This window comes from Actinoplanes sp. NPDC026670, assembly GCF_040638175.1.
Classification (GTDB): Bacteria; Actinomycetota; Actinomycetes; order Mycobacteriales; family Micromonosporaceae; genus Actinoplanes.
In genome coordinates this window covers 89,483-107,183 of sequence record NZ_JBEZXU010000017.1, presented here as the reverse complement: position 1 = coordinate 107,183, position 17,701 = coordinate 89,483, and the positions used below count along the sequence as shown (strand labels likewise).

At 70.5% G+C, this 17,701-nt stretch carries 20 protein-coding genes and 1 tRNA gene; 16 read left to right on the top strand and 5 right to left on the bottom strand.

Annotated features, from left to right (window positions below):
- Positions 1-2 precede the first annotated feature (2 nt).
- The 6 genes from AB0E94_RS18665 (at position 3) to AB0E94_RS18640 (ending at position 4,408) form a co-directional block, all read left to right on the top strand.
- Complete coding sequence (locus tag AB0E94_RS18665) at positions 3-677, top strand: DUF6758 family protein (protein ID WP_360327594.1); 675 nt, start codon at positions 3-5, stop codon at positions 675-677.
- Positions 678-808: 131 nt separating this feature from the next.
- Complete coding sequence (locus AB0E94_RS18660; RefSeq protein WP_170167336.1) at positions 809-967, top strand: hypothetical protein; 159 nt, start codon at positions 809-811, stop codon at positions 965-967.
- Between the two features lie 9 nt (positions 968-976).
- Positions 977-1,789 carry a PH domain-containing protein gene (locus tag AB0E94_RS18655; RefSeq protein WP_360327592.1) on the top strand — a complete coding sequence of 271 codons (813 nt, stop codon included), beginning with the start codon at positions 977-979 and terminating at the stop codon, positions 1,787-1,789.
- 44 nt (positions 1,790-1,833) lie between these two features.
- Positions 1,834-2,715: a PHP domain-containing protein gene (locus AB0E94_RS18650; protein ID WP_360327590.1), complete on the top strand. Its 882-nt coding sequence runs from the start codon at positions 1,834-1,836 to the stop codon at positions 2,713-2,715.
- A gap of 141 nt (positions 2,716-2,856) precedes the next feature.
- Positions 2,857-3,474: a MarC family protein gene (locus AB0E94_RS18645; protein ID WP_360327588.1), complete on the top strand. Its 618-nt coding sequence runs from the start codon at positions 2,857-2,859 to the stop codon at positions 3,472-3,474.
- A 109-nt stretch (positions 3,475-3,583) separates the two neighbouring features.
- Positions 3,584-4,408: a PD-(D/E)XK nuclease family protein gene (locus AB0E94_RS18640; protein WP_360327779.1), complete on the top strand. Its 825-nt coding sequence runs from the start codon at positions 3,584-3,586 to the stop codon at positions 4,406-4,408.
- Between the two features lie 158 nt (positions 4,409-4,566).
- Here AB0E94_RS18640 and AB0E94_RS18635 read toward each other — a convergent pair whose 3' ends face one another.
- Positions 4,567-5,001 carry a Fur family transcriptional regulator gene (locus tag AB0E94_RS18635; protein ID WP_360327586.1) on the bottom strand — a complete coding sequence of 145 codons (435 nt, stop codon included), beginning with the start codon at positions 4,999-5,001 and terminating at the stop codon, positions 4,567-4,569.
- A gap of 209 nt (positions 5,002-5,210) precedes the next feature.
- On the opposite strand from AB0E94_RS18635, the gene AB0E94_RS18630 reads away from it, so the two are divergent.
- Positions 5,211-5,666, top strand: a complete 456-nt coding sequence (locus AB0E94_RS18630) for a DUF2231 domain-containing protein (protein WP_360327584.1) — start codon at positions 5,211-5,213, stop codon at positions 5,664-5,666.
- A 221-nt stretch (positions 5,667-5,887) separates the two neighbouring features.
- Here the strand turns inward: AB0E94_RS18630 and AB0E94_RS18625 are convergent, their stop codons facing one another.
- The gene (locus tag AB0E94_RS18625) at positions 5,888-6,214 is read right to left on the bottom strand and encodes a translation initiation factor 2 (protein WP_360327582.1); all 327 of its coding nucleotides are present in this window, start codon (positions 6,212-6,214) and stop codon (positions 5,888-5,890) included.
- A 64-nt stretch (positions 6,215-6,278) separates the two neighbouring features.
- On the opposite strand from AB0E94_RS18625, the gene AB0E94_RS18620 reads away from it, so the two are divergent.
- Positions 6,279-6,458, top strand: coding sequence for a hypothetical protein (locus AB0E94_RS18620; RefSeq protein ID WP_317790038.1), 180 nt, complete (start codon positions 6,279-6,281; stop codon positions 6,456-6,458).
- Between the two features lie 78 nt (positions 6,459-6,536).
- Here AB0E94_RS18620 and AB0E94_RS18615 read toward each other — a convergent pair whose 3' ends face one another.
- The 3 genes from AB0E94_RS18615 to AB0E94_RS18605 form a co-directional block, all read right to left on the bottom strand.
- Positions 6,537-7,043: a hypothetical protein gene (locus tag AB0E94_RS18615; RefSeq protein WP_360327776.1), complete on the bottom strand. Its 507-nt coding sequence runs from the start codon at positions 7,041-7,043 to the stop codon at positions 6,537-6,539.
- A 1,032-nt stretch (positions 7,044-8,075) separates the two neighbouring features.
- Positions 8,076-8,432 carry an FmdB family zinc ribbon protein gene (locus AB0E94_RS18610; protein ID WP_360327580.1) on the bottom strand — a complete coding sequence of 119 codons (357 nt, stop codon included), beginning with the start codon at positions 8,430-8,432 and terminating at the stop codon, positions 8,076-8,078.
- Positions 8,433-8,634: 202 nt separating this feature from the next.
- A complete protein-coding gene (locus tag AB0E94_RS18605) occupies positions 8,635-9,534 on the bottom strand; it encodes a 5-formyltetrahydrofolate cyclo-ligase (RefSeq protein WP_360327578.1) in 900 nt (299 codons plus the stop codon).
- An 81-nt stretch (positions 9,535-9,615) separates the two neighbouring features.
- Between AB0E94_RS18605 and AB0E94_RS18600 the strand changes: the two genes are divergently transcribed.
- The 8 genes from AB0E94_RS18600 (at position 9,616) to AB0E94_RS18565 (ending at position 17,614) form a co-directional block, all read left to right on the top strand.
- Positions 9,616-11,616 carry a diguanylate cyclase gene (locus tag AB0E94_RS18600; RefSeq protein ID WP_360327576.1) on the top strand — a complete coding sequence of 667 codons (2,001 nt, stop codon included), beginning with the start codon at positions 9,616-9,618 and terminating at the stop codon, positions 11,614-11,616.
- A 41-nt stretch (positions 11,617-11,657) separates the two neighbouring features.
- The gene (locus tag AB0E94_RS18595; protein WP_360327574.1) at positions 11,658-12,566 is read left to right on the top strand and encodes a UTP--glucose-1-phosphate uridylyltransferase; all 909 of its coding nucleotides are present in this window, start codon (positions 11,658-11,660) and stop codon (positions 12,564-12,566) included.
- The gene (glp, locus tag AB0E94_RS18590; protein ID WP_360327572.1) at positions 12,563-13,876 is read left to right on the top strand and encodes a gephyrin-like molybdotransferase Glp; all 1,314 of its coding nucleotides are present in this window, start codon (positions 12,563-12,565) and stop codon (positions 13,874-13,876) included. The genes AB0E94_RS18595 and glp overlap by 4 nt, the downstream gene beginning before the upstream one ends.
- Positions 13,877-14,515 (top strand): GNAT family protein, encoded by a 639-nt coding sequence (locus tag AB0E94_RS18585; protein WP_360327570.1) that lies wholly within the window; start codon positions 13,877-13,879, stop codon positions 14,513-14,515.
- A gap of 112 nt (positions 14,516-14,627) precedes the next feature.
- Positions 14,628-15,386 carry a hypothetical protein gene (locus AB0E94_RS18580; RefSeq protein ID WP_360327568.1) on the top strand — a complete coding sequence of 253 codons (759 nt, stop codon included), beginning with the start codon at positions 14,628-14,630 and terminating at the stop codon, positions 15,384-15,386.
- Positions 15,387-15,583: 197 nt separating this feature from the next.
- Positions 15,584-15,657: transfer RNA gene (locus AB0E94_RS18575), tRNA-Ala, on the top strand.
- A gap of 99 nt (positions 15,658-15,756) precedes the next feature.
- Positions 15,757-16,800, top strand: a complete 1,044-nt coding sequence (locus AB0E94_RS18570; RefSeq protein ID WP_360327567.1) for a type IV toxin-antitoxin system AbiEi family antitoxin — start codon at positions 15,757-15,759, stop codon at positions 16,798-16,800.
- The gene (locus AB0E94_RS18565) at positions 16,778-17,614 is read left to right on the top strand and encodes a hypothetical protein (protein ID WP_360327565.1); all 837 of its coding nucleotides are present in this window, start codon (positions 16,778-16,780) and stop codon (positions 17,612-17,614) included. The genes AB0E94_RS18570 and AB0E94_RS18565 overlap by 23 nt, the downstream gene beginning before the upstream one ends.
- The last annotated feature ends 87 nt before the right edge of the window (positions 17,615-17,701 follow it).

Below are 17,701 nucleotides of genomic sequence, written 5' to 3'. Positions count from 1 at the left end.
GTGTGGGTGTCACGGTGAGTTGCCCTAGGTGCGCTGCTCAGGTCCGGAAGCCGGATCTGATGCACAGCAGCTGGCGATGCGACAACTGTGGCGACGTTCCGCCGTTCCACGTGGCCGAGCACATCAGCGCGGAGATAGTCGGAACGGTGCTGCGGGAGTCGGCGTCGAGCGCGGAGCGGATGCCGCTCTGGTGTCCCTGGCCGCTGCCGTCCGGGTGGATGGTCACCGGGGCCGGCTGGTCGGGGGACGACCGGTTCGGGGTACGCGCCACGGTCCTCGCCTGTAGTGGTCCGGAGCCGCTCGGCGGCGGGCCCGCGGACCTGATCCTGATCGCCGAGCAACCGGGCGTCGGGCTGGGCACGCGGTTCGCCGGCATACCCGGGCTGGACCCCGGGCACCTGCTCTCCGAGGCGCTCGCCGACCGTGGTTCCCATGCCGGTCCACATGCGAAGATCAAGGCGGCGGGGCACCCCACTCCACTGTGGTGTGTCAAGTCGCCGGAGGATCGCAGCGCCTACGTGAGTGAGGCAAAAGGAATGTGGCTCTATGCGGTAGCGTGGCCCGCGAGCGCGGGCTATCTTCTCGCGGAGCACGTCGTCCTGCACGATCTCTCCGAGGGTGTGCCGCCCGAGCTTGTGTTCGGGGCGCCGTCGCCCTACCTGCACGGTCGTGTCTGATCACTTAGGCGTGACCGGCCCCGATGACAATCGACTTTCTGGCCACTTTGTTCACACGAAGCGACGAAGCTGATACCGTCGGTATTGCCGCGGCGCTGAGCGTTTAACCCGCACCGGAGGAGAAGGCCCCCATGGTCAAGAAGGTCCTCACCTGGCTTGGTATTGCATTCTTGATCTTCTTCATCGCCTTCAACCCGACTGCCGCGGCGTCGGTGTTCGAGTCACTCGGAGGCACGATCGCCGACATCGCCGAGGGCTTCGGCACGTTCTTCACCGACCTCGTCGCATAGCATCTCTACATGGATCCTGGTGAGCCGCGCGACCCGCGAGGTGAGGGCGCACGCCGCCCTCAGGACGACGACGACAGCTACGGGTGGCGTGACCCCTCGCTGGACGACGATCCTGATTACCCGGACGGCGAGCCCTATGGGGACGAAGCGGCGTACGGGCGGCGGCGTCGAGCCGACGACACCTTCGACGAGACCGACGAGTACGAGGCGCCCAGCTTCACCGCGGAAGAGCTCGAGGGGCTCGACCGCGGCGGTGGCCCGCGCCGGTTCCTCCCCCTGGAGGACGAGCCGACCACACTGGTCGCCCGCTACCTGTTCCCCACCGAGCGCTACCGCGGCGAGTGGAAACGGCACTGGATCCACCTGGCCAAGCCGGTGGGCATCGGCGCCGCAGCCACGCTCCTCCTCGGCTACCTAGCCGGCTTCCTGACCAAGCAGAACATCAACGGCCTGGTCACCGTCGCCGTGCTGGTCTGGCTCGGAGTGATCAGCTGGGTGGCCTGGGAGGTCTTCGACTGGTATTTCGACAGGTTCATCCTCACCAACAAGCGGGTGATGGTGGTCAACGGCATCGTCACCCGCAAGGTGGCGATGATGCCCCTCCTCCGGGTGACCGACATGAAGTATGAGCAGTCCGCCCTCGGCCGCATGCTCAGCTACGGCACGTTCGTCCTCGAATCAGCCGGCCAGGATCAGGCGTTGCGCGAGGTCAAGCACCTGCCCAACCCCAACGAGCTGTACCTGCGCGTGGTCGAGGAGATGTACGAGCCGCAGGCCGTCGAGGCCAGGCTCGGCAAGGACGACGAGGGAGACGACGCCTGACCTGGGCGCCGCCCACTGCGGCGCCCAGCGGTAGCGTGACGGTGATGACCAGTATCGACCTGCCCGACATCGACCTGCCTGACATCGACCTGCACTGTCACTCCACCGCCAGCGACGGCACGCTCACCCCGGCCGAACTGGTCCGAGCCGGGGCGGCCGCCGGCCTCGACGTCATGGCGATCACCGACCACGACACCACGGGCGGCTGGGCTGAGGCGGCTGCGGCCCGCCCCGAGGGGATGCGGCTGGTCCGTGGCGCGGAACTGTCCTGCCGCTGGCACGGCGCCGAGCCGGCCATCCCGCTGCACCTGCTGGCCTACCTGTTCGACCCGGCCGAGCCGGTGCTCGCGGCGAAACTGGCCGGGCTCCGCGAGGACCGGGAGCAGCGCGGCGAGCGGATCGTCGCCAAGCTGCGGGCCGACGGTGTGCCGATCACCTGGGAAGAGGTGTACGGCTACGCCGCCGGCGGCTCCGTCGGACGGCCGCACATCGCACAGGCGCTGATCAGAGCCGGCCTGGTGAAGACCACGAACGAGGCCTTCGAATCCGCTTGGCTGGGCGCCAGGTACTTCGTACCAAAGTCTGATCTTGATGTTTTCGATGCGGTCCGGACCGTCCGGGAAGCCGGCGGCGTCGTGGTCTTCGCCCATCCGCGGGCGACCAAACGCGGCCGGGTCGTGCCCGACGAGCTGATCACCGCCTTGGCCGAGGCCGGCCTCTTCGGCCTGGAGGCCGACCACGAGGACCATTCGCCCGCCGAGCGGGCGCAGATCCGGGCGTTGGCGCAACGGCTCGGCCTGGTCGTCACCGGTTCGTCCGACTTCCACGGCACGCACAAGACCGTGCAGCTCGGCGCCTTCAAAACCGATCCCGAGATGTACGAGAAGATCGTCTCCGCCGCGACCGGAGTGCCGGTCCTGGGGTGACGCTCGCGCCCCTTTCCGATGTCCTTTGCGCGGTCGGCGCGGGTGACGCTCGCGTCTTTTCGGCGGCCTTGCGTCGTCGGGCGCGGGTGACGCTCGCCGCACCCGACTGCGCCGACGAGTGACGGACCATAGCCTGCACGGGTGAATGTCAAGCTGTTCGGCGAGTTCTTCGTGACGCTCCTGGTGATCGTCGACCCGCCCGGCATGGTCCCGGTCTTCCTCGGCCTCACCGGATCGATGCCGGCGAAGGCACGGAACAAGGCCGCCACCCAGGCCGTGCTGCTCGCCCTCGGCGTGATCGTCGGGTTCGCCGTCGCCGGGCAGACCCTCCTCGACTACCTGCACGTCCAGTTGCCCGCGCTCCAGGCGGCCGGCGGCCTGCTGCTCGTCCTGGTGGCGTTACAGCTGCTCACCGGCAAGACCGACGAACCCGCCGAACAGGGCGGCACCAGCAACGTCGCCCTCGTCCCGATCGGCACCCCGTTGCTGGCCGGGCCCGGCGCCATCGTCGCCACCATGCTGTACGTGCAGCGCGCCGAGAGCGCCGACGAGTACCTGATCCTGGCGGCCGCGATCCTCGCCGTGATGGCCTGTGTCTGGCTCGTGCTGCGCTTCTCCGGAGTGATCGTCAGGCTGCTGCGCCCGGCCGGCATCGAGGTGCTCACCCGCATCGCCGGCCTGCTCCTGGCGGCCATCGCGGTGCAGCTCATCGCCGACGCGATCAACGCCTTCGTGAAGGCGTACGCCGCCGTGCCGTGACCGATCCGCCCTGACGGAAAGTGTCGGGGGGTGCTGGCAGGATGGGATCGTGCCCCCCACCCGACGTGCCACCAAGCCCGCGATCCCCGAGCAGCTCGGCTTCGCCGGCATGCCCGAGCGACTCTTCGTCTGCACGCCGAGCAAGCTCGGGGCCTACACCGACTGCCCCCGGCGATACCGGTATTCGTACATCGACCGGCCCAGCCCACCCAAGGGCCCACCGTGGGCGCACAACTCGCTCGGCGCCAGCGTGCACACCGCGCTGAAGAACTGGTACATGGCGTCACCCGAGCGGCGGGTCCCCGAGTCACTGCCCAGCCTGCTCAAGGCCACCTGGGTGCGTGAGGGCTACCGCGACGTCGAGCAGGAGCGGGTCACCTACAAGCGGGCGCTCGACTGGCTGGAGAGCTACGTCGCCACCCTCGACCCGGAGGGCGAGCCGCTCGGCGTCGAGCGGGTGGTCGCCGCCAAGACCGGCATCCTCGCGCTCAACGGGCGCGCCGACCGGATCGACAACCGGATGGGCCCGGCCGGTCCGGAGGCGGTCATCGTCGACTACAAGACCGGCCGGTCCGGGCTCTCACCCGACGACGCGCGCGGGTCACAGGCGCTGGCGCTGTATGCGTTCGCCACCGAGCGGATGTTCCGGCGACCATGCCGCCGGGTCGAGCTGCACCACCTGCCGACCGGGACGGTGGTGGCCCACGAGCACACCGAGGAGTCGCTGGCCCGGCAGGTGCGGCGGGCCGAGGAGACGGCGCAGGACATCATGGCGGCGGAGAAAGCGGTGGCCGCCGGGGCCGACCCGGATGCGGAGTTTCCGGTCAATCCGGGGTCGCTCTGCGGGTGGTGCGACTTCCGTAAGGTCTGCCCGGCCGGCGCTTCGGTGGCGGCGAAGGAGCCGTGGACGGCGGTCGAGCACCTGAGCGCCTGAGCCGGCTCACGTTCCACGACCGCACCCTTTCCGCGGTGCCAGCCTTCCGCGGTGTCGGCCTCTCTACGGTGCCGGCCTTTCCGCGGTGCTGGTGTTCAGCTGGCGTGCTGGCTGGTAAGGAGCGGGGTCGCCGGCTGGATCGGAGCGCGGACTGCTGGTCAGGAGGCGAGGTCAGCGTCGCGGCGGGCCCGGCAGGACGAGCACAGGCCCCAGAAGGTGATCTCGGCCTCGTCCAGCTCGAAGCCGTGAACGTCGGCCGGCATCAGACAGGGACGCTCGCCCAACGCGCAGTCGACGTCGGCGATCGCCCCGCAGCTACGGCAGACGATGTGATGGTGGTTGTCGCCGGCCCGCGCCTCGTAACGGGCGGGACTGCCGGCCGGCTCGATGCGCCGGGCCAGCCCGGCCCGGGACAGCGCTCCGAGCACGTCATAGACGGCCTGGGTCGACACCGAGTCGAGACGGCCCCGCACCCGCCGGGCGATCTCGTCCACCTCCAGGTGCCCGCCACCGGTCAGAACCTCGAGCACCGCGAGACGGGGACGGGTGACCCGCAATCCGTGCTCACGCAGGAGTTCTTCACCGGTCGACATTCGTCCATGACAACACGGCGGAACCGAATCACCAACCTGGACTCCTTACCGCCCGGCATTCGGCCATCGTCGGGATGCGGTTCGATCACGACTTGGCGGTAAGGGGATGTTTGCGCAGTCAGACAACTCCTAAGCTGGCCTTCACCCCGGATCACCCCCCGGAGCACCGCCGGGAACTAGGAGGAATGGTGTTAGACCAGGTCAACGGTTTGCCGGTACACGTTCTCGTGCTCCACGCCGCCGTCATCTTCGTGCCCCTGCTGGCTCTCGGCGCGATCGTCTATGGGTTCGTCGCAGCCCTGCGCCCCCGGATCGGCTGGGCGGTGGCGCTGCTGGCGGTCGTCGCGCCGGTCGCCGCCCTGATCACCAAGCTCTCCGGAACCGAGTTCTACAACCGCCTGCTCAGCGAGGAGCGTGTCTCCCCGGCGGGCAAGGAGATCCTCGACGGGCACATGTCGAACGGCACCACGACGTTCTGGTTGACCCTCGCCCTCGGTGTGCTCAGCCTGATCCTGGTGGTCCTCACCAGCCGCAAACCATCGGCCCTGCCGAAGATCGCCGACCTGGCCTTCGCCGTGGTCCTGCTGGTTCTCGGCGGCCTGAGCGCCTGGTACCTCTACCAGACGGGCGACTCGGGCGCGACCGCCGTGTGGGGCACCTACTGAACGTCGCCAGCTGCCGGACCGGGACCGCGCTGACCTGCCCGCCAGGTCGCGCGGTCTCTGTCTGAGCGCCGCCCGCTTGCTGAGTGCCGCCCGCTCGCTGAGCCGGCGGGCTTGTTAAGTGCCGCGCGCTTACTGCGAACCGACGGCTTGCTGAGAGCGGTTCGCTTACTGGCAGCCGCCCGTTGCTGGCAGCCGCCCGCTGAGAGCGGTCCGCGCCGCTTTCAGAAGACGATGCGAGCGCAGAGCAGGCAGACGATGATGAGGGAGACGGCACCGGCGACCAGCCCGATTCCGTACGTGACGGTGCGCGCCGAGCCCTCCGCGTCGTCGATGGCCTCGAAGTTCTGCGGCGGCATCTGCCTCGGCGACGGAGGATGGGCGATCGTTGGCGGCCGCCAGTCGGCCGGGGGCGGATCGGCGCGCGGCGGTCCCTGGTATTCGACGGGCCGGGCCGGTGGAGCGGGCTCGGGCCGCCCGAGCGACTCGGCGGCCGGATCGGGGCGCTGCCAGTACGCGTCATCGTCCGGGACGCTGGTGGGGGAGCTCACGTTCACCGACGGTACAACCGGAGGGGGACGACGGCCGCGTCGCTGTCGGCATACCCTCTTAGTCGTGGACATCCTGGACGACCCTGAGCGTGACAACGACGCCGAGCGCGAGGTCGATTTCGAGTCCGAAGAGGCGCCGGTGCTGCCCGAGCAGACCCGTGACGACACCGAGCGGGGCTGGGGTGAGCGGTCCTACTCCAACGACGACCGCCTGCTGGAGGACCGTCCGCCGCACTGGGACTGACCGCCGTTCACCGGCACGCGCCCGCTGCCTTCGATCACCGCCTTGGTCGGAGTTTCTTCGCTGCTCATGAGGCCTGGGTCAGTTTGGGCGGATCACAATCGCGAAGCCGCGTCCCGGGGTGGCTATCGCCTGCCTGGCTTCGGCCGGGTCAAGGGCCAGGAGGAGTCCGCCGGTGACCGGGTCGTCGGCGCCTGTCACCTCCAGGACCAGGGCTGCGCTCGCGACCCCGGTGGTGCGATCACGGTCGCTCTCGATCCTGAGCAGGTCCACCCGGTTGCCGGGGCGGACCACGGTCAGCGCCGTCGGGTCGGCCAGGCGCACCGGCACGCCGACGCTCCCCGATGGGATCGGTCTGCCGACGGTCTGCGTTTGGCCCGGTGAGGCGGAAGCCCGGCCGGCTGGCCCGGAAGCCTGCGGCTCGGCCTCGACCGGGACGCAGCCGGTCGGCTTGAGCCAGAGCACCGCGGCGGCTGTGATCAACAACACGGCGACCGAGAGCAGGCGCAGCAGGGTGCCCCGGCTCGGCCGATGCCATCGCACAGGATCGAGACGTTCATCGGCCGGCGCCGTTCGCTCGCGGGGCATCAAACCTCCAGTCGTCACCTGACCAGCTTCGGAAAAGCCCTGCCGGCAGCCGTCGCAACGACGGCGCTGGGGCCGTCGGCGGATACCTCGTGCCGTCGGGAGAGACGGCCGGTCGGCTTCGTTGCAGAACGGCGTGTCAGAGACGTCCGCCGACGGCTGCGACCGACGTTAGGAGACGGGCGGGTACGGCGGGGAGACCGCTGTGGACAACCCGGCCCTGTGGATAGCGGGCCGACACCCAGCGGATCTTGCTAGGCCGGGCCGCCAACCGGGTCGGGCCTGGAAGAGCGGGTCGGCGATGCAAACCAGAAGGCACGGCTGCGCTCGCGCTTGGAGGCCGGTCCAGCCTCGGTGATCCTATTTTCGGTGGGCCGAGGTCGCAGATTGCGATCAAGAGCAACAGGCTCCGCAGCGGTGATGGGCGCACACGTTGGCGTTGTGTGTGCTCGGGTAGTCGTCCCGGCGTGGATGAACGCTCACGATCGGCCTTGCGTGTGCTCCGGTCACTGCTGGGGCAAGGATCGGTGCACACGATCGGTCAATGTGTGCGCTGGTCGACGTTGCCGGTCGCTGCCCCTGGCCGCCAAGAGCAAAGATAACGCCGACCAGCGGAAACGCAGGCCGGCGTTCCTCATTCATCGACCGACTCTGCCCGCGGCCGGGTGGAGGCACGGCCCCGCGGAACGGGCCGCGGACCCCGCACCGGCCGTCGCCCAGCAAGGTAATGCTGCCCGTATTCCAGTGTTCAGCGACGGCTGGCGGCCTCCGCCGCGTCGCGCGATGAAAGCCGCCCGGTGCTGGGCGACGGCTTCCGATCACGGCCGTGCCGAGCTGACAGACCCCGGCCGCGAAAGCCGTCCGATGCGTGCCGGGCGGGGTGGCTGTCCGATGCGTGCCGGGTCGGGTGGTCGTCCGATGCGTGCCGGGCGCGGTGGCCGTCTAGTGCGTGCCGGGTGCGGTGGTGGGGGTGGAACGAAAACGCGCCGAGCCCCGGGGAAGGGCTCGGCGCGTGGTGACGCCTGGTGGCGCGGCTCAGGGGGTGGCGGCGGCCTTCGTGCCGCTGCCGCCCGACGACGAAGTCGTGCTGCTGCTGCTCGTGGACGAGGTCGACGGCGTGCTCGTCGCAGGGGTCGACGAAGAACCCGCCGTGTCGGCCTTCTTGGTGGTCGAGTCGCCGGAGCCGGTCGCCGACTTCTCGGCGCTCACGTTGCCCGAGCGGGAGTCGTTGCGGTAGAAGCCCGAACCCTTGAAGACGATGCCGACCGAGTTGAACACCTTGCGGAGCTTGCCCTGGCAGTTGGGGCATTCGGTGAGCGCCGGGTCGGAGAAGGACTGCACTGCTTCAAGCTGCTCACCGCACTCGGTGCAGGCGTACTGGTAGGTAGGCACGGCTCCTCCGGATCAATCGGCTGCTGGCACTCGCCAACTCCGAGTGCCAATGTTGCGGCATCGGAGGTCAATTCGTCCACTCGGCGCTCGGCCTGAGGGAGAACCGGGCGGTGGGTGATATCACAGCGCGGCCTGCGCGGAGAACGCACGAGCCGTCGCTCAGCCACCGAATGGGCCCCTCGAAGGACGCGAGAGCGACGGCTCACGGTCGACGAGCGAAGCCGCCGGTGGGAGTGATCACGGCGTGTACCCGGCGGTCGTGAGGTTCGGCCGGGACGAAGGGGACGTCTTCGCCGTCGTGCAGGAGCGCCACGGTCAGCGGCCCGGGCTCCGGGAGGCGGGCCAGCACCCGGTCGTAGGAGCCGCCGCCACGTCCCATCCGGGTTCCGTCGGGGCCGACCGCGAGCGCCGGCACCAGGAGCAGGTCCACCGAGCAGACCGCTGCCACGCCGAGCCGGGGGCCGTCGGGTTCGAGCAGCCCACGCGGGCCCGCCACAAGGCGAGACGAGCCGGCGGCCACGGCAGTGGGGCCCGACGACGAGCCGGTGGCCGAGGTGGCCTGGCCGGGAGCGACGGCCGACGAGCCGGTGGCCGAGGCGGGGGCGACGGCCGACGAGCCGGTGGCCGAGTCGGGGGCAGCTGAGGAGCCGGTGGCGGGGCCGAGGGCGGTGATTGAGGCGCCGGTGGCTGGGGCGGCGACTGCCGAGCCGGTGGCTGAGTCGGGGCCGGTCGGGGAGTCGGCGGCGGTGCTGGGTGGCGGCTGGGTGGCGGCGGTCGGGGTTGGGGTGGGGGGAGTCAGTTCGGCCCAGGTCAGGTCGTTGTCCGGGAGCAGGACCGGGAGGAGCAGGCGGCCGCCCGGTGGAAGAGCGGACAGCAGGCGCCCCGGCAGGTCGGGGCCGCCCGGCTCGGAGCCGATCGGCACGTAGGCGGCGATGGAACGGGCGCCGGTACGGCGTACCAGAGCAAGGGTTTGATCTTGAAGTTTGGCGGCGGCGTCGTTGAGGGCCGTGACCGGAAGTGATCGACGCGCTGTGAGCAGTCGTGAGCGGAGCGCGATCTTGATTTGGTGTGATTTTTCCGCATCAGGGGTTAAATCCGTCATGCAACACCCCCTGTTGAAAACCGGCAAACGGTGCACACTATGTCAGCATCGCTCCAAAGAGGGCCACTCCCGGGAGGATGTGTGACACTACGTGGCCGGCTGACCAGCGCATTCCTGGTGGTCGTGCTCGGTCCGGTCCTGCTCGGGTCCATCTTCGTCGCGTTGACCGCCGGCGCGGTGAGCCGGGAGCGGACCACCGAACGCCTCGACCACGCTGCGACGACAGTCAGTGTGGCGATCGGCGCCATCTGCCGCCAGTTGCAGGCTTCGGCGGACGCGGTCGCCGTGGTTCCGGCTGGGGACCGTCAGGCGGTCGCCGACCAGCTGGTCGCCCGTGGGCTGGCCACCGAGATCCAGCTGACCGAAACCGAACAGTCGAGCCTGGCCCGTTCCGCGATGACCGGCGACCCGGCGGCGAGCGGCCGTCAGGACTGCGCCGGTCCCGGTGCCGGGGCGGGGAACGAGCCGGCCCGGACGGAGAGCCATGTCACGGCGCTGACCGCGTCCGCGTACAACCAAGAGGTCACCGTGACCGCCGCCGAGCGGGTCGACGCCGCATTGCTGGACCGGCTCGGAACGGCCGCCGGCGTAGCCGTGCGGATCGGCGCGGGCCTGCCCGTCGCCGCCGGGACCGCAGACCGGGCCCTGACCGCCGAACCGGGCCGCCCACTGCCGCTGACCCTGACCGTCCCGGCTGCCGGGCCCACCGTCCGGTACCTGATCCTGCTGCTGATCGTGCTGGCCACCGCGGTCGCCGCGGTGATCGCGGCCCGCTGGCTGGCTCGCTCCACCACCCGGCCGCTCGGCGATCTGGCCTGGGCCGCCGACCGGGTGGCGAACGGCGACCTGGACACCCGCGTGCCGATCCCGCGGCCGGACGAGCTGGGCCGGCTGGCCGGGACGTTCAACCGGATGACCCGGGAGCTCCAGTCCTACGTGCAGGCGCTGACCGCGAGCCGGGACCAGCTGCGCCGGCATCTGGCGATCCTCGGCGACACCCTGTCCAGCACCCACGACCTGGACCGGATCCTGCCGGTGATCATGCGGACCGCGATGACCGCGACCGGCGCGCGGGCCGGGCTGATCCTGCTCACCGACCCGGCCGACGGGCGGCTGACGGCCCGCTGCGGCGCCGGGCTGACCGGCGCGTGGGACCTGACACCGGACGAGCTGACCCAGCGGCGCCTGTCACCCGGCCGGGGCGTTCTCGGCCGGGTCGCGACGACCGGGACGCCACTTCGGGGTACGACCGGCCGTGCCCCCGACGAGCCCGCCTGTGACTCGTATCTCGCCGTGCCGATCTGCGCGCCGCCGGACGAGGACAGCGGGCCGGAGCCCACGGTGCTCGGTGTGCTGGCGCTCTACGACCGGCTCGGTGCGCCGGCCTTCGAGGACGCCGATCTGCGTACGCTGCGCACCTTCGCCGGTCAGGCCGGGGTCGCGGTGCACAACGTCCGGGTCCACGAGGAGGCACAACGGCTCTCTTTGACTGATCCGCTGACCGGACTCTGGAACTACCGTTATCTGCGCGAGGTGCTGCGCCGCGAGGTGGAGCGGGCGACCCGGTTCGGCCGGATGCTCACCGTCCTGGTCCTCGACCTGGATCACTTCAAGGAGGTGAACGACACGTACGGGCACACGGCGGGCGATCAGGTGCTGGGCGAGTTCGCGCGGCGGATCCGGATCGGGCTCCGTGAGGTCGACGTGGCGTTCCGCCAGGGCGGGGAGGAGTTCGTGGTGCTGCTGCCGGAGACCGACGCGTACGGCGGGGTGATAGTCGCCGAGCGGCTGGGCGCCGCGGTGCGGGACTGGCCGGTGCCCGTCGATCCGCGCCGTCCCGGCCTCGCCGACCGGATCCCGATCAGCGTCTCGATCGGCATCGCGGTCTTCCCGGAACACGGCGCGACCGCGCAGGAGGTGCTGGACGCCGCCGACGAGGCGCTGTACGCGGCGAAGAACGCCGGCCGGGACACGTACCGGCTCGCCGAACGGGTTTCCCCAGCCCTCCCGGAGGGGCATCTGGATGCCGCGACCGCCATCACTGGTGGGCCGCAGCCGCCGCGACATGGCCGTGGCCGATAGTCTCGCGGCATGTCCGGAACCAGCGAAGGTGAAGTGACTGTATGACGACGAAGCGCGCCGTCAAGGCGGTGATCCCGGCCGCGGGTCTCGCGACCCGCTTCCTGCCGGCCACCAAGGCCGTGCCCAAGGAGCTGCTGCCGGTGGTGGACCGGCCGGTCCTGCAGTACATCGTCGAGGAGGCGGCGGCCGCCGGCATCACCGACGTCCTGCTGGTGACCGGGCGGGGCAAGACCGCCATGGTCGACCACTTCGACAGGCGTCCCGACGTGGAGGCCCGGCTGGAGGAGAAGGGCGACCAGCAGAGGCTCGCCGCGGTACGCCGTTCGAGCGAACTCGCCGACATCTACACGGTTCGTCAGGGCGAGGCGCTCGGCCTGGGCCACGCCGTCGGCACCGCCGCCTCGCACGTCGGCGACAACCCGTTCGCGGTCCTGCTCGGTGACGAGTTCGTCGAAGAGGACAAGCCGCTGCTCCCGGCGATGCTGGACCTCCAGGAGAAGACCGGCGGCATCGTCCTCGCGTTCATGGAGGTCGCGCCGCACGAGACGTCCCGCTACGGCATCGCCTCGGTGAAGACCACCGACGACCCGGATGTCGTCGAGGTGACCGGCCTGGTCGAGAAACCAGCTCCGGAGGAGGCGCCGAGCAACCTGGCGGTGCTCGGCCGCTATGTCCTGCCCGGCACGATCTTCGACGTCATCGCCGACACCAAGCCCGGCAACGGCGGCGAGATCCAGCTCACCGACGCGATGGCGACGATGCTCGCCGACGGTGTGCCGGTGCACGGCATCGTCTACCGCGGCCACCGCTACGACACCGGCATGCCGCTGGGCTACCTCCAGGCCGTCGTCCAGCTCGCGGCGCAGCGGGAGGACCTGGGCGAGGAGTTCCGGGCCTGGCTCACCGAGTTCGTCGGCGATCCGAAGTTCAGCGGCGGCCGGAAGGGATGACCGCCACGGCCGATCGCGAGGCGGCCGCTTCCAACGAGCTGATGCCTCTCGCCGAGTACCTGGGCAGCGTGCTGCGCAGGCTCCGGGCGCTGCCTCCGCTCGACCTCGACCTCACCCAGGCGCACGGGAACGTGCTGGCGGCCGACGTGGTCGCCCCGCACGCGTACCCGGCGTTCGACCAGGCCGCGATCGACGGGTACGCGGCCCGATGGGAAGACCTGGCCGGCGCCGGGCGCATCGGGTCGCACCCGTCGTTCGGGCAGTTCGAGAACACCGCCCGCACGGTCCGGCTGAACGTGGTCGGCGACATGGGGGCGGCACACTGGCGGCCGGTCCGGCTCACCCCGGGCACCTGCTTCTCGGTGGCGGCCGGGGCGCCGCTGCCGATCGGCGCCGACGTCGTCGTCCCGGTCCACTGGACCGATCAGGGCATGGCCGCGGTGGAGATCCTGCACGCCCCGAAACGTGGCTCCGGGGTCCGGCGAGCAGGTGAGGAGGTCGCCGTCGGGCAGCTCCTGGCCGCCGCCGGCTCCTACGTCACCCCGCCGACCGTGGCCCTGTTCGCCGCCGCCGGGATCGGGCACGTGATGGTCCGGCCCAGCCCCCGGGTGGTGGTCGTGGCCACCGGCGACGAGCTCGTCGACGTGGGCCGGCCCAGCCAGCCCGGCCAGGTCGTCGACGCCAACTCGCACGCCCTCACGGCAGCCGCGGTGGAGGCGGGCGCGCTGGCGTACCGGATCGGCATCTGTGACGACGACCCGGAAGGGCTGCGCGGCCTGCTGGAGGACCAGACGCTGCGCGCCGACCTGATCATCACGACCGGCGGTACCGGCACCGGACCCGGCGACATGCTGCGCCGCGTGCTGTCCCGGCCCGGCCCCGGCCGCGGCACCGTCGAGTTCACCGACGTGGCCCTCTGCCCCGGCACCTCGCTCGGGTTCGGCACCGTCGGCGGCGAGGAGGTGCCGGTGGTGTGCCTGCCCGGCGAGCCCGGCGCCGCGCTCATCGGGTTCGAGGTGCTGGCCCGCCCGGTGATCCAGATGCTCGCCGGAGCCGAACCCGTCTTCCGCCCCGGAATCAAGGCGCACCTGCTGGAGACGGTGTCGTCGCCGGGTGGCCTGCGCGAGTTCCGGCCCGCCTACGTGGCGGAACGGCGCGGTGGTGGTTACACGGTGCAGCCGCTCGCCGGTGGGCCGTACACTCTGTCCGGTTTGGCCGAGGCGAACGGCCTGCTGGTGCTCGGCGAACGGGTCACCACAGCGGCCGCCGGCTCGACCGTCGACGTTCTGCTGCTCGACCGGAGGCGATAGATGCTGGGGGCCACCACACCCGGATGGCCCGCTGTGCTGTCGGACGGGGCTGTGCTGCTCCGGCCGTACAAGCGTGGCGACGCGCGGGCCTGGTCCGAGGTGCGGATCGCCAACCAGGCCTGGCTGGCCCCGTGGGAGTCGGCGCCGCCCGGCCCGTGGGCCGAGATGAACTCGCCACGCACCTTCGGCTACGTCTACCGCGACATGAAACGGGCCGCCCGCAACGGCGACAGCATGCCGTTCGCCGTCTGCCTCGTCGAGAACGGCCGGGAACGCCTCGTCGGCCACGTCAACCTGGGCAACATCGTGCGGCGGGCGTTCGCGTCGGCGTACGCCGGATACTGGGTCGACCACCGGGTCGCCGGCCGCGGTGTGATCCCGACGGCGCTGGCGCTCGCCGTCGACCACGCGTTCGGGCCGGGCGGCCTGCACCGGATAGAGGTCAACATCCGGCCGGAGAACGGGCCGAGCCGCCGCGTCGTCGAGAAGCTGGGCTTCCGCGAGGAGGCGTACCACCAGCGCTACATGCACATCGACGGCGGTTGGCGCGATCACCTCGGCTACGCGATGACCAGCGAGGAGGTCGCCGGCGAAGGAGGCCTGCTGGCGCGCTGGCGCCGGGTCCGCACCAGTTCATGATCGGTAACGTCGCAACGCTACCGGCGCGGCGCGCGAAATATCACGGCTACCGCCCGTAACCTCGCATTCGTCGTGTCATTCCACGTGTCATTCGTCGTGGCGGATCGGAGCGGTGACGGTGCCGACCTCGGTGCTCCTCGCCGTCCTCGCCGCGGCGGGCCTGCTCGCTCTCGCCCCGGCGCTGGTACGCCGGTACGACGCCACCGAGCGGCTCGCCGCGGAACGGGCGTCCTCGACGGCGCGGGTGCTACAGCGCCACCGCCGTCTCCGAACCGTGCCCGGACGCCGACCGATCAACCCCGCCCGCCAGGTCACGGTTACGGTCCCCGCCCCAACGGGTGATCCGGCCGGCCCGCCGGAGAGGCGCCTCCGGCTCGTCACCGGCAGGCGCCCGGCCCGCCGCGCCCCCCAGCGCCGCGGTGCCCCCGCCGTCGTCCGGCGCCGTCGCGTCTTCGCCGCGCTCGTCCTGCTCAACACCATCGAGCTGGTCGGCGTCGTAGCGGTCGGCCCCGGCTTCTGGATCAGCTTCGCGGTCACCGGCAGTCTGCTCGGGCTGTACCTCGTACACCTGCGCAACCGGGCCATCGCCGATCGCCGCCGCCGTCGCATCCAGGCCCGCGAAGCGGCCTGGCTCGCCGCCCGCCAGGCCGAGGTCCGCCGCGAACAGGCCCGCCGAGCCGCCGCCCGCCGCGAGGCCCAGCGCCGCCTGGCCGCCCAGCGCGAAGCGGTCCGGCGTGCGGCGATGGGCCTCGACCGGGAACCCTCCGAACTTCCGGTCGCCGCCAACGGCGGCTCGGTCTCATACCGGCGGCGAGGCGGTCTGCGAGGTCGTCCGTACGAGGCCGGTGGGCGTCGGCACAACGCTTCTTAGCTTGTACGGCCAGCCCGCCCCGCCATTTCGGCCGGTCCCGTGGCTCCCTCAGCGACGCAGGCGACAGTCCCGGCCCCAGGGCCGCCATCCGGGCTGTTGCCCTCCCGGACGTTCTTGGGAGGGGTGGTTCGCGAAGGGGCGAGATGACCTGTTAGCCTTTCAACGGTTCCAAGGTGACGCAGTCACCGGAAGACCGGGGGGCTGTGGCGCAGTCTGGTAGCGCACCTCGTTCGCATCGAGGGGGTCTGGGGTTCAAATCCCCACAGCTCCACCCACACATTGAACGCCTGGACTTCGGTCCGGGCGTTTTGTGTTTGGGCGGAACTGGAGGTTGTTCAGTTTTCGGTGGCGTTCAAATAAACTGAACAGCGTGAAAAACCGAACACCCATGACGTCCGTCGAGGTGGAGCGGCTCTTGGAGCCCGCCCGGGAGCGTCTGCGCGAGTTCGGCATCACGATCGTAGTGGAGTCGTCCGGTGTCGACCCGGACAGCCGTGCAGACGCCTTGATCGAGCTGTCGCGGGGTGGCGTCACCAGTACGTATGCGGTTTGGATCGCCCCCTCGATGACGCTGACCTCGTTGGCTCAGGGGATGCTGGTCGGCGAGCGGCCGCTACTGGTTGTCGGTGACCGCATCAGCCGTCGCAGCGCAGAGGCGTTCCGCGAGGCGAACGTCCAGTTTCTGGACGCTCTGGGCAACGCGTACATCTCGTTCGACGGTGTGCTCATCGACGTTCAGGGTCGTGCCACGTCTGCGGATGAGCAGAGCCCGAGACGATCGGATCCGGCCGTCTCGCGTCCGTCGAATCTGTTCAGCAGAGTCAGGGCTCAGGTCATCCTGGCGCTGCTCGCCTGGCCGGAGTTGGCCGGCCTGCGGCAGCGGGACATCGCGGCGGCGGCGGGAACGTCCTTGGGGCAGGCTCATGACGTGTTCACCCGGCTCGGGGAAGCCGGGTACCTGGCGGGGACCGCTCTGAGCCCAGCCCGATTCGGTGAGCTGCTCGACCTCTGGACCGCGGCCTATCCGACCGGCCTCGGCCCGCATCTGCAGGTCGCACGGTTCTCCGGCGACCCCGGCCGGCCCTTCACGGGTGAGCAGGCCGCCTACCTCAGCGGCGAGTCGGCCGCCGGTGTGGACATCGTGCGCCCGGCGACACTGACCGTCTATGTGGATTCGTGGGACCCGAAACTGGCCGTAGCCAACCGTTGGGCCGTGAACCCGGATCGTGTCGACAACATCTTCGTGCGCCGCAAGTTCTGGACCTCGCCACGTCCGGCCGAGGAGCCTGCGGCGAAACCGGGGAATGCGCCGTGGCCCCTGGTCTACGCCGATCTGATGGCCACCGGAGACGCCCGCCTGGTCGAGGTGGCGAGAACGTGGAGGGGCGATCGTGCTGGATCCGGGCCGAGCTGATCCGTCGCTGCTTCACCTGGTCGACGGGGTGATGACCGAACTTCTGGCGAAGTCCGCGCGGCTGCGCTCCAGTGAGGTCCTGCTCGTCGGGGCACACTGCCGGGACATCCTGCAGAGCGCATTCGGGCACGAGTTCCCGCTGCGGGCCACGTCCGATATCGACCTCGGGCTTGCGATGGCGAACTGGGCCGCGTACGACGAGCTGGTCGGGAGTCTCCGGCCGGCCGGAGACACCGGGATCCGCTTTCAGGTCGCGCAGACGGTGGCCGACCTGATGCCGTTCGGGCCGGTGGAAAACCCGCCCGGCACGGTCGTGCCCGCGACCCGCCGCGAACCGATCAGCGTGTGGGGCTTCAGCGAGGTCTTCAAGGTTGCTCTCCCGTTGGAGTTGCCGTCCGCCGGGACCATCCGGATTCCCAGCGCTGCCGGGTATGCCGCGTTGAAACTCGTCGCGTGGCTGGATCGTAGTGCCTACGGCGAATACAAGGACGCTTCCGACATCGCCACCGTCATGTACTGGTATTCGACGTCACCCGCTGTCGAGACTCACCTCTACGAGGCCGAGCACGGCCAGGATCTGCTCGTCGAGGAGGGCCTGGACAACACGGCCGCGGCGGTTCGGGTGCTCGGTGAGGAGACCGCGGGCATCGTCGGCGCCAAGCGTGTGTCCGAGATAGCCGGTCGGTGGCCGGGGATGCCTGGCGAGATCCTGGTCCGGCACATGAACGTCACGAACGCTTCCGGGTGGCCGGACGACCCACGTCGGCGGGCTGCGCTGCTACAGGCGATGGCACGCGGGCTGGGCATCGGCTGACCGGTTGTTCGGTTCTTGGGTCTGTTCAGTTTTTCTGAACGGCGCGGAAAACTGAACAACTGCCGGTGGCGCTGCGGCGGGTCATAC

Bases quoted from the DNA above. Each gene is read 5' to 3' on its own strand.
- AB0E94_RS18660 (WP_170167336.1), top strand. From the start codon at position 809: ATGGTCAAGAAGGTCCTCACCTGGCTTGGTATTGCATTCTTGATCTTC.
- AB0E94_RS18655 (WP_360327592.1), top strand. From the start codon at position 977: ATGGATCCTGGTGAGCCGCGCGACCCGCGAGGTGAGGGCGCACGCCGC.
- AB0E94_RS18650 (WP_360327590.1), top strand. From the start codon at position 1,834: ATGACCAGTATCGACCTGCCCGACATCGACCTGCCTGACATCGACCTG.
- AB0E94_RS18640 (WP_360327779.1), top strand. From the start codon at position 3,584: ATGCCCGAGCGACTCTTCGTCTGCACGCCGAGCAAGCTCGGGGCCTAC.
- AB0E94_RS18635 (WP_360327586.1), bottom strand. From the start codon at position 5,001: ATGTCGACCGGTGAAGAACTCCTGCGTGAGCACGGATTGCGGGTCACC.
- AB0E94_RS18615 (WP_360327776.1), bottom strand. From the start codon at position 7,043: ATGCCCCGCGAGCGAACGGCGCCGGCCGATGAACGTCTCGATCCTGTG.
- AB0E94_RS18605 (WP_360327578.1), bottom strand. From the start codon at position 9,534: ATGACGGATTTAACCCCTGATGCGGAAAAATCACACCAAATCAAGATC.
- AB0E94_RS18595 (WP_360327574.1), top strand. From the start codon at position 11,658: ATGACGACGAAGCGCGCCGTCAAGGCGGTGATCCCGGCCGCGGGTCTC.
- glp (WP_360327572.1), top strand. From the start codon at position 12,563: ATGACCGCCACGGCCGATCGCGAGGCGGCCGCTTCCAACGAGCTGATG.
- AB0E94_RS18585 (WP_360327570.1), top strand. From the start codon at position 13,877: ATGCTGGGGGCCACCACACCCGGATGGCCCGCTGTGCTGTCGGACGGG.